Origin of the sequence: Chitinophaga chungangae, assembly GCF_017742215.1 — a bacterium.
Lineage (GTDB): Bacteria > Bacteroidota > Bacteroidia > Chitinophagales > Chitinophagaceae > Chitinophaga > Chitinophaga chungangae.
The window spans coordinates 797196-812699 of sequence record NZ_JAGHKP010000002.1 but is presented as its reverse complement, the minus strand read 5'-3'; the positions used below and the strand labels follow the sequence as shown (position 1 = coordinate 812699).

Genomic DNA, 15504 nt, shown 5'->3' with positions numbered 1-15504 from the left:
GTTTTTTAACGTTTGCTTTTCGTAATTTGGAACTGAAAATCATTTCTTTCCTTTGAGTCGATCCCGCAGAGCCCGGTTAGCGCGGCTGAACATTATCCAGAATGCCCAGGACGCCGTCCTGATCGGCATCGGTGTACTATTGGCCGCGTTGGGCCTCAAAGCGTTTTTGCTCCCCAACGGTTTCCTCGACGGCGGAGTGACCGGTATTTCGCTGCTCGCCAACCGCCTGTCCGGCTGGTCTATTTCCGTGCTGATCGTCGTGATCAACACGCCGTTCATTTTGCTGGCGTACCGGCAGCTGTCGAAAACTTTCACTGTCAAAACCATCGTTGCCATCGTGGGCCTCGCAGCCGCGCTCGCCCTCATCAAAGTGCCGGTGATCACGCAGGACAAACTGCTGATCGCGATATTCGGCGGTTTTTTCCTCGGCGCGGGCATCGGCATGTCTATCCGCGGCGGCGCCGTGCTGGACGGTACGGAGGTGCTGGCCCTGTACATCAACCGCAAAACGGTGCTGTCCATCGGCGAGGTCATCATGTATTTCAACGTGCTGATATTTGGCGTGGCCGCCGTGCTCATCAACGTGGAAACCGCGCTGTACGCCATGCTTACATATCTTTCCGCCTCCAAAACGGTGGATTTCGTGATACAGGGTTTTGAAGAATATATTGCACTGACGGTCATTTCCCCGAAAAGCGAGCTGATCCGGAAAACGCTGACGCTGAAACTGAAAAAAGGTGTCACCGTATTCAAAGGCAAAAGTGGTTTTGGGAAACGGGGAGAAGTGGATGATGATATTGATATCGTTTATACGGTTGTTACGCGCCTCGAGGTGCACAAGATTATAGATGAGATTGAAAAAATCGATGAAAAAGCGTTTATTGTGCAAACGAATATCAACGATACGCGCGGAGGCATGATCAAGCGCCGCGCTGCGCCTCATTAATCCACATAATTCAGACCGTATGAAAAACAGCCTTGCCGCTGCATTGCTTATGCTAACAACTATTACCGTTTCAGCACAGGAAAAAGTCGAACGGATCGATTTGTATCCCGGTCAGCCGGAGCTCCGTATTGCCGGCGGCCGCAAGGTAGACGATGTGCCGCATATCGACCATTACACCGCCGCAGGCGATAAAAAGAACGGCGCGGCCGTGCTGATCTGCCCCGGCGGCGGATATACCCACCTCGCCATAGAACACGAGGGGAAAGACATTGCCGCGTTTTTCACCGCGCAGGGTTACGACGCCATCGTGCTGCATTACCGTTTGAACGACGCGCAGCAAAGCGGCTCGCGTTTTCCCGCGCAGTACAACGACGTGACCAAGGCCATGCGCCTTGTGAAAAGCAAAGCGAAATCCTGGGGACTGAACCCCGAAAAGATAGGCGTGATGGGCTTTTCAGCCGGAGGCCATCTTGCGTCCACGCTCACCACGATGATCATCCCCGGCAATCCGCAGGCCACGGACGAACTGGAGAAATGGAGCACCCGGCCGGCGTTCTCCGTGCTTGTGTATCCCGTGATCTTGATGAACAGCGAGTTCACCCATAAAGGCAGCATGAACAATCTTCTCGGCCCCAACGCCACTGCGGCCATGAAAGATTCGCTCAGCACCAACCTCCGCATCACCCCGCAAACCCCGCCCGTGATGCTGATACATTCTACGGATGATAAAGTGGTGCCGGTGGAAAACAGCCTGCTGTTTTACCAGGCGCTCGTAAAAAATAAAATATCCGCCACGCTGCATGTGTACGACCACGGCGGCCACGGCTACGGCATGGCGCCGAAAGACCCGGTGCTGAACAGCTGGCCCGGCCTGTGCATTGCATGGCTGCAGGAGCAGTTGAAGAAATAGAAAAAGGGACACTGCAACAGTGTCCCTTTCCTTTTTATGCGCGTTCGTTATTTTTTGATCGCCTTCGCAATCGTTTCCGCTATCAGCACCGCGCCCAGCTTGTTGGGATGCACGCCGTCCGCGAAAAACTCTCCATGGCCGGACAATGCTTTGTACAGGTTGATGATCTTTACTTTCTCCGCCTTCGCGATCTTTTTAATCGCCGGAAGGATCTCCTCTTTCACTACCTCTCCGCGGATGCGGAATTTGTTGTTCGTTCCTTTCTGATATTCCGGGTAAACCGGCACGGGATAACAGATGTAAACCTTCGGTTTCGAAGGGAGATTTTTCCATTCTTCAACAAAAGCCTTGTAATCCGCGATAAAATCGTTTTTGTTCGCGTCCCAGTTCTGCGGCTTGGAATCGTTCGTGCCGAGTTTGATGATCACGATATCCGGCGCCCAGGCTTTGCCTTCGGCGAACAGCGGTTCTATCCAGTATGGTTTGTCGCCTTTCTTCAGCAGCGTTCTGCCGCTGATGCCCAGGTTGCGCACTTCGTAGCCGTCGCCGATGAGGCGTTGCAGGTGTTTGGGATAAGTGCTGTCTCCCAGCCCGCGTCCAAACGTAATGCTGTTGCCCACGCAGGCTACTTTTATTTTCTGAGCGTAAATGGCCGTGCAAAACAGGACCAGCGAGGCCAGTAAAAATACTTTCTTCATGTTTGGAACCGATTAAAGGAAATTATCTGCATCGCGGTACGCTTTGATGAGGGCGGCTTCGCCTTCCTTGCCGGGTTTGGCGTTGCCGTGCTCCATGCCCATCACGCCCTTGTAGCCTTTTTCGTGCAGGTGTTTGAAAATGTTTTTATAGTTGATCTCGCCGGTGCCGGGCTCTTTACGGCCGGGATTGTCGCCGATCTGGATGTAGGCGATCTCGCTCCAGCACAGGTCGATGTTGGGGATCAGCATGCCTTCGTTTTTCTGCATGTGGTAAATGTCGTAGAGGATTTTGCAGGAAGGGCTGTTCACCGCGCGGCAGATCATATACGTCTGGTCTGATGTGCGGAGGAACAGCTCGGGCGTATCGCTGAGCGGCTCCAGTACCATGGTGAGGCCGCCTTTTTCGAGTATTTCGGAGCCGCGGCGCAGCGCGTCGATCACGTTACCGGTCTGTACGCCGATAGGCAGTTTACGCTCGAAGAAGCCCGGAACCACGGTGGCCCATTTGGCGTTCACGCGTTTGGCCAGCTCAACAGAGCGCTCGCAGGTTTTGAGGAACAGGTCGAGGTGTTCTTTTTTGCCGGTAGTGAGAGAGATCTTCCAGTTCTCGCCGCCGTCTATCACAAATACGCCCATGCGCATATTGTTTTTAGCCAGAAGGTCGCCGATCTTGTTCTGCATGGCGGTGTCCCTTCCCAACATGCCATTGTCTTCAATGGAGCGGAAGCCCTGGTCGTGCATGAAGCGGATCTGGTCCAGGAAATCGTCTCCCGCGCTGTTTTTGAACATCCCTGCATGAGGGGCATAGTCGAGGTTGAAGGTTTTTTCAGCCTTTCCGGGGGCTGATTCAGCGGCTTTGGCTGCGCTGGAGCCGCCGAGGGCGAGGGCCGAAATGCCGGCCAGGGCGCCTTGTTGGAGGAAGGTTCTTCTTTCCATAGCGTGATTTTGTTTAAAATGAGCTGTGCGAGGACGGAAATTAATAGCTTTTCAATGGAAATCCGAATGATTTGACAAAAAAGGGGGATTTAGGAGGAAATTGATAGAATTTGCAACATTCGTAGACCTTATTTAACGTTTATAAAATTAATATTGCTTTCAACGCCGGGATTTAATAAATTCACGGGCTCAACTATTTTAGCACTTTTCGCCGATGACAAAGAAAACAGTGATCATGTTGCTGGGAGGAATGATAGCCGGCACGGCTTACGCCCAGACAGAAACCCCGTTTGCGCCATACGAACAAAAGATCGCAGGTAGCGACGTTACTATCAAAATGGTACCCGTTAAAGCGGGAGAGTTCCTGCTCGGGAGCCCGGAGAAAGAGGCAGGGCGTGATGCAGACGAAGGCCCGCAGAAAAAAGTGACGGTAGACGCCTTTTGGATGGGCGCTTACGAGATCACGTTCGATCAATACGACCTGTACGCAGATAGAGATAAAGACCAGACGCCCTTGCCCGACGGCATGACGCGCCCCAGCCCGCCCTACATCGACCTTACACTCGGTATGGGCAAAAGCGGCGGTTTCCCGGCCAACAGCATGAGCCAGTACGGGGCATTGATGTATTGCCGCTGGCTGTACAACAAAACGGGCGTGTTTTTCCGCCTCCCCACCGAAGCGGAATGGGAATACGCCTGCCGCGCGGGCAGCATTACAGCATATCCCTTCGGTAACGACGCCGCGCAGCTGAAAGAGTACGGCTGGACGAAAGATAACAGCACCGAGGTTTACCACAAGGTCGGCGAGCTGAAACCCAATGCCTGGGGGCTTTACGACATGCTGGGCAACGTTGCGGAATGGACCATGGACCAATACGACGAAGAAGCCTATAAAAAAGCCGAAGCGGTCAATCCCTGGAACAAACCGACGGACAAAACACCACGCACCGTGCGCGGCGGCAATTACCTGGACGAGGCCGCGGCCGCCAGGTGCGCTTCCCGCCTGATGTCTGACATCGCCTGGAACGACCGCGATCCGCAGATCCCGAAAAGCAAATGGTGGAACGCCGATGCGCCGTTTGTAGGTTTCAGGATCGTGAGGCCGCTGAAACAGCCTACCAAAGCCGAAGCGGAGAAATTCTTCGCCGACGCGATCGACCAGTTCGTAGGCGCCCGTTAAGCCCGGGTCCGTCAAAAAGCTGTCACAGCATGGATTTACGGAAAAGGTTTAGTAATTTCTCCGAGAGCTAATGTTCTATTATAATCACCAACGGTACTACCGAAAAATAGTCCCGGTAAAATACCCATCATGGAAAACGAAAAAGCACAATCATTCCACGGTCAAAGCCGCAGAGACTTTGTAAAACAATCCTCGTTACTCGCGGGAGGTTTGATGGCCGCCCCTATTTTATCTCATGCAAGTCAAACCAATTTCTTTTCGGGTGCAGCCGACGTGATCAAAGTAGCCCTGATAGGCTGCGGCGGGCGCGGTACCGGGGCCGCCGTTCAGGCGCTCAGCACCAAACAGAACATACAGCTGGTCGCGATGGCGGATGCTTTCAAAGACAGGCTGGAAGACAGCTACAACAACATTCTCGAATCCATGAAAAAAACGCCCGAGCGCGTTAAAGTAACGGATGCAGATAAATTCACCGGCTTCGACGCCTACAAACAGGCCATGGCCAAAGCGGACGTGGTGATCCTCGCCACCCCTCCGGGTTTCCGCCCGATCCATTTCGAAGAGGCGATCAACCAGAAAAAACACGTGTTCATGGAAAAACCCGTGGCCACCGATCCCGCGGGCATCGCCAAAGTGCTGGCCGCCGCCGAAAAAGCGAAAGCCCAGAAACTCAACGTGGTGGTAGGCCTTCAACGCCATTACCAGACCTCTTACCGCGAGCTTCACAAACGCCTGCAGGACGGCATCATCGGAGACATCACCTCCATGCAGGTTTGGTGGAACCAGGGCGCGCTGTGGGTGCGGCCCCGCAAACAGGAGTACACTGAAATGGAATACCAGATGCGTAACTGGTATTACTTCAACTGGCTCTGCGGCGATCATATCGTAGAACAACATATTCACAATATCGACGTGGGCAACTGGTTCATGGGCAAAACTCCCGTAACCGCCGTTGGCATGGGTGGCCGTGCGATCCGCACAGGTCCTGAGTTCGGTGAGATCTTCGACCACCACTACGTGGAATACCGTTACGACAACGGCGTGGTGATGAACGCACAATGCCGCCACTGGAAAGATTCCGTGAGCCGTGTGGACGAAGAGATCGTGGGCACCAAAGGCCGCATCATCTGCGACAAAGGCACCATTCTCGACCATAAAGGCAAAGTGCTTTACCAGTTCGATCGCAAAAAAGAAAACCGCCCTTACCAGGCCGAGCACGACGAACTGTTCGAAGCCATCGCTAAAGGCGAATTTAAGTTCCAGGATGCGCAACGCGGTGCCGAAGCTACGCTGTCTGCCATCATCGGCCGTATGGCTACATATTCCGGCCAGTCCATAGCCTGGGACAAAGCGCTGGCATCCGGCATCAACCTGCAGCCCGCGAAATACGCGTTCGATGCGCCGCCGCCGGTACTGCCCGATGCAAACGGCAACTATGCGTATGCCAAACCCGGCATCACCAAATATTTCTCTTGATTCAATGACATAACTGACACGCAAAGCCGGCCGTTAATGGCCGGCTTTTTTATGTCAAAGCTGGCTGAAGAAAGTTTTAATGCGGGCTTCCATTTCAGGATTATTGCCCATTTCATGCGAGTAGTTTGGATAGATGAAAAGTTCGAGGTGGTCTTCTAAACCCAATGCCTTCATGGCATTCAGCAGTTTTTCCCCCTGCCGCGCGGGCGTGATAACGTCTTTCGCGCCAAAGTGGATCTGTGTTTTGGGAAGGTTTTTGCAGAAATACAACGGCGAACTGGCGATCATTTTCAAACGCGTTTCTTCCAGCGTGGCGGTTTTATTGATCAACGCATCGAGGAACTGGAATTTGTAGGTGTCATCGTTCTGATGCGAAGCGGTCAGTTCAATGAGGTCTGACGGGAAAGCCACGCCCGCGGCGAGTTTTATGCGGGTGTCGCGGATGGCGGCGAGCAAAGCCACGGTGCCTCCCCGGCTTCCCCCGCGTATGATCGCCTTCGACCCGTCCGCCTCGCTGAAAGTAGCGGCCACGGCGTTCAGACAAGCGATCGCATCGTCGGTTGCCCCGTCAAAAGCGTTGTTGCGGGTTCCTTCAGACTGCGGGCTTTTATATTCCGTGCCGTTGATCTTCACTGCCAGCGATTGCCCGCTTAAAGCCGGGATAACATAGACGAACGGCAGCGTGCCTGAATTGGAAGTTCCGATGTTTTGTATGCTTACCGGATCATTCAAAGCAAAACCGTAAACAAATAAATGAACGGGCAAGGGACTGGAAGTAACGGGCACCAGTGCGCCGGCATATTGTTTAAGGCCGTTCAAACGGAAAGAAATAAGGTGATAATTAAGTTTGTCGTTGATAACATGCGTTTCTTCTATGCTGACTTCCTGCGGAATGAGGTCCCGCTGCGCCCAGGCTGCCTGCACGGCATCCAGTTCGTTTTGCGAAGGCGCGGCGAAAAGGGCGTTTTTATCGATGCCGGCCAGCGCATCCTTTTTTCTGCAGGACGCGGAAAAGAGCAAAAGGCCCAATACCAGGGGGATAGCGGATATTTTTAGCATGGTGGAGGATTGTAGGTACGGACAAATATATCGATCCCTGCGGGCCGTACTACCGGCATTGAAACGTTTTAACAAAGGATTGGCAACTGAGCCGGAAATTTTTTATCTTGATAAACATGAGATCCATCTACCTCGCCTTTGCTGCCCTGCTTATGAGCGCCACGGCGTATTCCCAGCCTAAAAACCTCCGCCAGTGGGCGCAGCAGGACGTGCTCCAGGCAAAAGACCTCCGCGAAGCGCACATCGGCATCAGCATTTACGACCCAGCTACCGGTAAATACTGGTACCGGCACCAGGACGATAAATTTTTCACCCCCGCGTCCAACACAAAAATATTCACGCTTTTCACCGGCCTGCAATTGCTCGGCGATTCATTGCCCGGCATGCGGTATGCGGAAAACGATACCGCATTGTTCATCCGCGGCACGGCCGATCCTTCGTTCCTGCACCCGGATTTTCAATACCAGCCGGTGATGGACCTGCTTGCGCATACGGATAAAAATATCTGGCTGCAGCCCGCCACCATCAAAAACAAACGTTTCGGGCCGGGCTGGGGCTGGAGCGATTACGCCGATTATTACCAGCCTGAACTGAACGAATGGCCGATGTACGGCAACGTGGCCTGGGTAAAGCTCACCGGCGCCGGTTATACCATGACGCCCGAATTCCCCACAGAACTGGTGTACGAACGGGCGCCCGCCGAAGCGCTGGCAGACAGGGAAGAACGCGAAAACCTTTTTATCCTTCATCTTCGCGCCGACGAAAGAACCACGCATGCATTCGAAGTGCCTTTTATTACCGGCAACCGCCAGCAGCTGGCCCGCCGCCTGCAAGACACGCTGCGCAAGCCCGTAGGCGTTTTGGCATCGCCGCTGGTAACGGAAAATATGCTGCTGAAAAGCATTCCCGCAGACACGTTGTTTCAGCCGATGATGCACCGCAGCGATAACTTCTTTGCGGAACAGATCCTTATGATGTGCTCCGCGGAAAAATTCGATACCATCGACAGCCGGAAGATCATCCGGTTCATGCTCGACAGCACGCTGCACGACCTGCCGCACCCGCCCAACTGGGTAGATGGCTCCGGGCTTTCGCGCTACAACCTTTTCACGCCGCGCGACTTCGTAACCGTGCTGGACAAACTATTAAAAAAATACCCGAAAGAACGCCTCTGGCCTTTGTTTCCTTCCGGCGGCAAAGGCACGCTGCGCAACTATTACCAGGCATTGCCGGGAAGATTATATGCCAAAACAGGCACGCTCAGCGGCTGTGTGGCGCTCAGCGGTTATATGGTAACAAAAACGGGGAAAACGCTCATCTTCAGCGTACTGGTGAACAATCACAATTCCACGTCCACCGTGGTGAGAAGGGCGGTGGAAAAATTCCTTTTGCGCGTGGCGAATGCGGGGTAAACAAAAGAGATCAAACATAAAAAAAAGCTGCCTCCGTTCGGAAGCAGCTTTTTCATTTCGGGCTGAAGCGTAATTATTTCACGATCTTCAGCTCGTTGATGATATTTTTCGCGCCGCCCAGTTTGTCGATGCACCAGAGTACATAACGGATATCCACGTTGATGGTACGGTTCAGGTTTTTGTCGAACTGGATCTTGTGGCTCAACGCTTCGTAGTTGCCGTCGAACGCAAGGCCGATCAGCTCGCCGTTGCCGTTGATCACGGGAGAGCCGGAGTTGCCGCCGGTAATATCGTTTGTGGTGATGAACCCGACTACGAGCGTTTTACGTTTTGCGTCGATGTATTGGCCGAAGTCTTTTTTCTTCACGAGATCGATGAAATGCTGATGCAGGTCGAACTCGTAATCGCCCGGCTTGTATTTTTCCATGACGCCGTCGATGGTGGTTACATAATCGTAAGCCACGGCATCGCGGGGTTTGTAAGGTTTCACCTGGCCGTAGGAAAGGCGCATGGTGAAATTCGCGTCGGGGTAACGGTTGGCCTTGGGCTGGCGCTGCATTTCGCCTTTCAGGTACAAACGGCCCAGCTCATTATTTTCAGCAACAAACTGGTTGTACAGCGGCAGGTATTTGCCCACGTAATTTTTCACGAAAGCGGATGCGTAAGCATAGGCCGGATCGTCTTGCAGCACGGTAGCGTCGGGGTTTTCCGTGAATTTTTTCCATTTCGCGTCGTCGAATATCATGGTGTTGGCGAACACGTTCGCGGCCCAGGTACGATAGGTTTTTTCGTCGTTCAGATCGCCGAAGGATTTGAGGCTTTCGTAAAACCCGATCGGGTGCTGGTCTTTCGGGATGTCATTGTAATACATCTGCGCGGTGATCGCCAGGATCTTCTGGTCGCTGGGTTTGTTCTCGTCTTTCAGAAAGTTGGCGCGTGCGGCGTCTGCGGCGGCCACGGCGGCTTTCACGTTGCCTTTCTGGAGAATGGCGTTTTCAACCTGGCCGAGCGTGCTGGCGTAAGCCGCGAGGGGAGAGCCAAGAATGCCTTCCATCAGGTAAATGCGTTCCTTGGTGTAAGGCGCCCAGGCTGTGTAGGCCTTTTCGTACTGCGGGAATACGTTCTCAAACTCAGGTTTGCCTTTTGCCCATTGCTGGAAAGCGGCTTCCTGTTTTTGTTTTTCCTCGTACACGTGATATTTCAGCAGCTGTTTGCTTTCGCCGTCGAAAAATTTCCAGTAGTTGGCAATGCCGGCGTAAGAAGATGCGAGTTGCAGTTTCACGGCCGGGTCTTTTTTCATTTCCTCGAACATGTACTTCAGGCGGATGTCGCGCAGGTTCACGATGGAAGGGTTTTCCACTTCGGTTTTCAGTTTTACGCCGAGGGAAGTTTCGTAACGGTTGGTGCCGCCGGGATAACCGAAGATCATGGCGTAATCGTTTTCCTTCACGCCTTTGATGGAAACGGGCAGGAAATACTTGGGCTTGAGCGGCACATTGTCCGCTGAATATTCCGCGGGTTTGCCGTCTTTACCGGCGTACACGCGGAACACGGAGAAGTCGCCGGTATGGCGGGGCCATTCCCAGTTGTCGGTATCGCCGCCGAACTTGCCTACGTTTTCGGGGGGAGTGCCTACGAGGCGGATATCTTTATAACGTTCGTACACAAAAAGGATGTACTGGTTGCCTTTGAACATGGGGATCACTTTGGCTTCGTAGCCGTTGCCGGAAGTGGCGGCGGTGATGATCTCGCCGTAAACGCCCTGCAGTTTTGCCCCGCGTTCGTTGAGGGAGGCGCCTTTGATGGCTTCTTCCACCTTCGCGCTCACGTCTTCGACGCGCACGAGGAATTGAACGGAGAGGGTTTTGGAGGGGATTTCTTCTTTCTGGCTTTTAGCGTAAAAACCATCGCGGAGATAGTTGTGCTCTACGCTGCTGGCGCCGGCAATGGCGCCGTAGCCGCAGTGGTGGTTGGTGAAGATGAGGCCCTGGTTGCTCACGATCTCGCCGGTGCAGCCGCCGCCGAAGATAACGATGGCGTCTTTCATGGAAGCCTTATTGATGCTGTAGAGTTGCTCTTTGGAAAGCTTCAGCCCTTTTTTCACCATGTCTGCATAGGTCTGCTGGCCGAGGAGATACGGCAGCCACATGCCTTCGTCTGCCCTTACCAGTTTTACCGAAAGCAAAAGCAGCAGCAGGAATAGATTTTTCTTCATAGTTCAGATTTTGTAAAAGAGGCCCAAACCTAGCGAATTTTTCAATATCCGCGATTACCGGCCGTGAAATCCGGAACAATTCCGCTTTGTATGTGTTAAAATGGCTTGAAGATTGATAATATGTGATTTTACCATAAAACCCGACGTATGAAACAGATCATTCTATGCGCCCTTGCGGTCGGCGCTATTTTCGCCTGCGCCTGCCAGGGCACGTCCAAACAAGGAACGCAGGACACGGCAGCATCCGCCGCCATCCAGCCCGCCGGCGCGGAAACCGCCTGGAAACTGGAAGGCACCCGCTGGAAACTGAAAGAACTGCCCGGCGGCCCGCAGGCAATCCCGGACAGTGGAAAACCCATTTTTATGCAACTGATCGACACCTCTTCGCAGGTGCAGGGTTTCCTGGGCTGTAACGGCTTCGGGGCCAAATACGTGGCCACGCCCGGGGGCGACCTTTCCGTATCCGACGTGATATCCACCCAGATGGCCTGCCCGGCGCTGGATGTGGAAAACGCCTTCTCCAAAGCCCTCCAGGCCACCAGCAGGTATACCATCGAAAAAGACCTGCTGCGCCTGCAGAAAGGAGATTCCGTACTGGCGACCTTCACGGCCATCCAGGAATAAATTTGGAATACCGTTTGCGTATTCTTTTAAAACAGATCGTATGCAAAAATATATCCTTGTACTGGCAGCGGCCGCCATGATGGCGTGCCAGAACAGCCAAACCGGTTCCGGCAGCGATTCCGCGGCCAATAAAATGGAGCAGGGCGCCGAAGAAATGGAAGAAGGCATGGAAATGAAGGCCGACACTGCCGGCGCGTACCTGAAAGAACAGAAAGACAAAGCCGCCGCGGCCATCAAAGAAAAAATGGACAGCCTCGACGCACGCATTGAGGAACTGAAAAAAGACGGCAGCAAAAAAAGCGAAAAAGCCCGTAAAGACCTGCAGGAAGTGCGGGACGACCTCGCCCTTCGCCTGGAGGATGTGCGCAACAGCACCGCCGAAGCCTGGGACAAAACCAAAGCAAACCTGGATAAGTCCATGAAAAAGGCCGATGCGGAATGGCAAGAGTTTAAAAGGGATTTTAAGGAATTGTTCCGCTAACCTCTTTGTGGAAAATACAAAAAGCCGGGGCACAGGCCCCGGCTTTTTTATGTCCATTGGTATGGAAGCTGCTTATTTTCCGAGCGCCCAGCCGTCGCGGTAAGTGCGTTTTACGAACTGGTTGGCGTCGTCGAAATTGGTGATCTTCATGTTCGGGCCGTCCCACAGCAGTTTGATATAACGGCCGGGGTAATCGAAGCCTTTGCCGTCTGCTTTCGGTTTGCGAACATCGTAGCTGCGGATGGCGAGGTTGCCCATCAGGATGGTTTCCGTGAGGGGGCCGGCGATTTCGAAAGGAGCGCTGAGCTCTTTTTTGCCATAACCTGCGATACATGCGTTCACCCATTGCTGATAGTGGCCTTCCGGCACGCGCGCGATGGTTTTAGGCACGTTAGCCTGTGCGTTGCGGCTGGTAGGCAGCAGGGAAGGGTACATGCCGTAGGTACCGCACATCATTTTGCCTTTGGTGCCGATGAACAGCGCGCCGTTGCCGCCGTCGCCCATTCTTTCGTTCGGGCCCAGTTCTTCGGGGCGTGCGGGCTGAATGCCGCCGTCCATCCAGTGAAGTTTGATATCGCCGGCTTTGCCTTTGAAGTTCATGATCACGTGGGAAGAGGGAGGACAGCTGTCCGGGAAATATCCTTGTTTGAACTCGTCTACATACACGCTGCCAACGCTGGCTTCAGCGGAAGTAGGGTAGCCGAGGCCGAGCACGCGGAAGGGAGGTTCCACGATGTGGCAGCCCATGTCGCCGAGGGCGCCGGTACCGTAATCCCACCAGCCGCGCCAGTTGAACGGCACGAGTTTATTAACGAAATCTTTTTTGGGAGCGGTGCCCAGCCAGAGGTCCCAGTCGAGGCCTTTGGGAATTTCGGCGGAAGCCGTGGGCCAGGGAAGGCCCTGCGGCCAAACTGGGCGGTTGGTCCAGCAGTAAACGGTATGCACGTCGCCGATGAGGCCGGCGTTATACCATTCCATGAGCTGGCGCACGCCGTCGCCGGAAGCGCCCTGGTTGCCCATCTGGGTAACTACTTTGTATTTTTTGGCTGCTTCGGTGAGCATACGCGCTTCGTAAATGTCGTGCGTAAGCGGTTTTTGCACGTATACGTGTTTGCCGAGCTGCATGGCTGCCATGGCGGCTACGGCGTGGGTGTGGTCCGGCGTGGATACAGACACGGCATCGATGTTTTTGTGCTCTTTGTCCAGCATTTCGCGGAAATCCTTGTAATACTTGGCTTTCGGGAAACGTTTCACCGAATTGGCCGCGCGGTTGTCGTCCACATCGCACAACACCACGATATCTGCGGGGCCTTTGGCAAATTCGGCGATATCGCTTTCGCCTTTACCGCCAACGCCGATGCCCGCAACGCGCAGCCTGTCGCTGGGCGCTGTAAAACCTTTCGTCTTTCCTCCTAATACGTGACGTGGAACGATCATGAACCCTGCCGCGGCGGTAGCGCCGGTAGTTAGAAATGATCTACGTGAAATCTGGTTTCCTTCGTTATTTTTTTCCTGAACCATGATTTGATAAATTTTCGTTCAATATAATAGAAAAAATCTTAGAATTTCCAAATTACTCTATGAGTGGCGTACCGTGCTAAATCGATTTTATAAAGGGAACAGGGGAGATGCCCTGCTGGTAAGAATTACAAGTTAATAAACCCCGCCGTTATGTTCCCATTAATTTTGGCCGGATTGCCGTTTTAATGTTATTTTTAGCCGCAACCAAAACAGTTACAACAATGTCGTCTAACCGCAAGCATCCCGTTGCGTTACCCTTTTTATTCTTTTCCGAAATGTGGGAAAGGTTCGGCTTTTACCTGCTGCTGGCCATTCTCCAGTTATACCTGACGGATGCGGAAAGCGGCGGTTGGGCCATGGACCGGAAAAAGGCCGTGGACATTTTCGGCACCTTCATCGCCTTCGTCTATCTCACCCCTTTCGTGGGCGGCCTGCTGGCCGACCGCAAACTGGGTTATTCTAAATCGATCATCATCGGCGGCGTGCTTATGGGCATCGGCTACATCGGGCTGTCCGTTCAAAATCTGACGGTATTTTACCTTTCGCTCGCGCTCATTTGCGTGGGGAACGGCTTTTTCAAGCCCAACATTTCCACCCTGCTGGGCAACGTGTACAACGACCCGCAGTACAAACCGCAGAAAGACACGGGGTACAATATCTTTTACATGGGCATTAACATCGGGGCGTTCATCTGCACCTTTTTTGCCGCCTACCTGCGCAACAGCATCAACTGGGGCGCGGCCTTTATTGCCGCCGGCATCGGCATGTTCCTCGGCGTGATCATTTTTATCGCGGGACTGAAACATTATAAACACGCGGATGTGCCGAAACCCGCGCAGCCGGATGATATGCCGCTGGGAAGCATTTTCGCGCAGGTGTTCCTGCCCGTGCTGGTGGCGGGGTACATCGGCTGGGTGATACCCGGCAGCATTTTCGGTTCCGATTCTACGGACGCATTTATATTCGCCTGTCTTCCCATCATTTATTTCTTTGCCAACCTGCTGCGTAAAGCCAGCGCCGGCGATAAACAGCCCGTAAAAGCGCTGCTGGCGATCTTTGCAGTGTCCGTCATGTTCTGGGCCGTGTTCAAACAAAACGGCACCGCGCTAACCACCTGGGCGCAGTTCTATACAGACCGCGAGTTGTCGCCGGCGATTGAAAGGCCCGCGCAGTCGCTGTTCCTCGCCGAAACGGTGACCAATAAAACCGATTCGGTAGTGGCGTACGATCATGAGTTCAGGGTGATAAAAGATGCAAGCGGCCAGCCTGTAAAAGAAATCGGCGTGCCGGTATATCTGAAGAATGTGGCGCCGGAGCATATGCCTGCAGAAGGCAGCAGCATCAGCGTGGTGAATACGGAACTGTTCCAGTCGGTGAACCCGTTTTTCGTGATCATTCTTACGCCGCTGGTGGTGGCCTTTTTTGCGTTCCTGCGCAGGCGCAACCGGGAGCCGAGCACGCCCACGAAAATTGCGTGGGGCCTGCTGATATCGTCGTTGTCCACTTTTATGATGGTGGCCGCGGTATATTTTTGTAACAACGGCGCGGAAAAAGCGTCGATGTGGTGGTTGTTCGGCTGTTACGGCGTGATCACCGCGGGAGAGCTGCTGCTTAGCCCGATGGGGCTTTCTCTTGTATCGAAGCTCAGCCCGCCGCGTTTCACTTCGCTGATGATGGGCGGCTGGTTCCTGGCCACTTCGATCGGTAATAAATTATCCGGCGTGCTTGCCGCGATGTGGGATACTTACGACAACAAGATAAATTATTTCCTGGTGAACTTTGTGCTACTGGGATTTGCAGCGGGGCTCATTTTCGTAATGCTGCGCTGGCTGAACAGGGTGTTCAGGGAAAATGTGCATTAAAAAAACGCGCGCAATTTTCGAAGTTGAAAAAGAGATTTTGGTAACTTCGGAATATGAAACAAATAAAATTAAAATGAGTAAAAAGAAAGACCTCGATACCCGCTGCAAAGATAAAGGCGGCGGTAAAAGCGGTTTTTTGGGAGATGCGTGTCGAAGCGGCGAAGAAGGCCGACGGAGACAAGCA

At 53.4% G+C, this 15504-nt stretch carries 13 protein-coding genes; 8 read left to right on the top strand and 5 right to left on the bottom strand.

Annotated elements, in window-relative coordinates; genetic code table 11:
• The first annotated feature begins 52 nt into the window (after window positions 1-52).
• Window positions 53-946 (top strand): YitT family protein, encoded by an 894-nt coding sequence (locus J7I43_RS11435; protein ID WP_209145806.1) that lies wholly within the window; start codon window positions 53-55, stop codon window positions 944-946.
• Window positions 947-965: 19 nt separating this feature from the next.
• Window positions 966-1856, top strand: coding sequence for an alpha/beta hydrolase (locus J7I43_RS11430; RefSeq protein ID WP_209145805.1), 891 nt, complete (start codon window positions 966-968; stop codon window positions 1854-1856).
• Window positions 1857-1903: 47 nt separating this feature from the next.
• Here J7I43_RS11430 and J7I43_RS11425 read toward each other — a convergent pair whose 3' ends face one another.
• Both J7I43_RS11425 and J7I43_RS11420 read right to left on the bottom strand, forming a co-directional pair.
• On the bottom strand, window positions 1904-2554 hold the full coding sequence (locus J7I43_RS11425; protein ID WP_209145804.1) for a GDSL-type esterase/lipase family protein: 651 nt from the start codon (window positions 2552-2554) through the stop codon (window positions 1904-1906).
• A 12-nt stretch (window positions 2555-2566) separates the two neighbouring features.
• Complete coding sequence (locus tag J7I43_RS11420; RefSeq protein WP_209145803.1) at window positions 2567-3490, bottom strand: hydroxypyruvate isomerase family protein; 924 nt, start codon at window positions 3488-3490, stop codon at window positions 2567-2569.
• 214 nt (window positions 3491-3704) lie between these two features.
• On the opposite strand from J7I43_RS11420, the gene J7I43_RS11415 reads away from it, so the two are divergent.
• Window positions 3705-4670 carry a formylglycine-generating enzyme family protein gene (locus tag J7I43_RS11415; protein WP_236023359.1) on the top strand — a complete coding sequence of 322 codons (966 nt, stop codon included), beginning with the start codon at window positions 3705-3707 and terminating at the stop codon, window positions 4668-4670.
• A gap of 129 nt (window positions 4671-4799) precedes the next feature.
• Window positions 4800-6146 (top strand): Gfo/Idh/MocA family protein, encoded by a 1347-nt coding sequence (locus tag J7I43_RS11410; RefSeq protein WP_209145802.1) that lies wholly within the window; start codon window positions 4800-4802, stop codon window positions 6144-6146.
• 54 nt (window positions 6147-6200) lie between these two features.
• Here the strand turns inward: J7I43_RS11410 and J7I43_RS11405 are convergent, their stop codons facing one another.
• Window positions 6201-7205 carry an alpha/beta hydrolase family protein gene (locus J7I43_RS11405; protein ID WP_209145801.1) on the bottom strand — a complete coding sequence of 335 codons (1005 nt, stop codon included), beginning with the start codon at window positions 7203-7205 and terminating at the stop codon, window positions 6201-6203.
• A gap of 116 nt (window positions 7206-7321) precedes the next feature.
• Here J7I43_RS11405 and J7I43_RS11400 point away from each other — a divergent pair, with 116 nt between their 5' ends.
• Window positions 7322-8617 carry a D-alanyl-D-alanine carboxypeptidase/D-alanyl-D-alanine-endopeptidase gene (locus J7I43_RS11400; RefSeq protein ID WP_209145800.1) on the top strand — a complete coding sequence of 432 codons (1296 nt, stop codon included), beginning with the start codon at window positions 7322-7324 and terminating at the stop codon, window positions 8615-8617.
• A 73-nt stretch (window positions 8618-8690) separates the two neighbouring features.
• On the opposite strand, the gene J7I43_RS11395 is transcribed toward J7I43_RS11400, so the two are convergent.
• Window positions 8691-10832 (bottom strand): S46 family peptidase, encoded by a 2142-nt coding sequence (locus J7I43_RS11395; protein ID WP_209145799.1) that lies wholly within the window; start codon window positions 10830-10832, stop codon window positions 8691-8693.
• 147 nt (window positions 10833-10979) lie between these two features.
• On the opposite strand from J7I43_RS11395, the gene J7I43_RS11390 reads away from it, so the two are divergent.
• Together J7I43_RS11390 and J7I43_RS11385 are read left to right on the top strand one after the other, a co-directional pair.
• Window positions 10980-11456 (top strand): META domain-containing protein, encoded by a 477-nt coding sequence (locus J7I43_RS11390; protein WP_209145798.1) that lies wholly within the window; start codon window positions 10980-10982, stop codon window positions 11454-11456.
• A gap of 40 nt (window positions 11457-11496) precedes the next feature.
• On the top strand, window positions 11497-11937 hold the full coding sequence (locus tag J7I43_RS11385) for a hypothetical protein (RefSeq protein WP_209145797.1): 441 nt from the start codon (window positions 11497-11499) through the stop codon (window positions 11935-11937).
• A 72-nt stretch (window positions 11938-12009) separates the two neighbouring features.
• Here J7I43_RS11385 and J7I43_RS11380 read toward each other — a convergent pair whose 3' ends face one another.
• Window positions 12010-13458, bottom strand: a complete 1449-nt coding sequence (locus J7I43_RS11380) for a Gfo/Idh/MocA family protein (RefSeq protein ID WP_209145796.1) — start codon at window positions 13456-13458, stop codon at window positions 12010-12012.
• Window positions 13459-13643: 185 nt separating this feature from the next.
• On the opposite strand from J7I43_RS11380, the gene J7I43_RS11375 reads away from it, so the two are divergent.
• Complete coding sequence (locus J7I43_RS11375) at window positions 13644-15320, top strand: peptide MFS transporter (RefSeq protein ID WP_317197072.1); 1677 nt, start codon at window positions 13644-13646, stop codon at window positions 15318-15320.
• Window positions 15321-15504 lie beyond the last annotated feature (184 nt).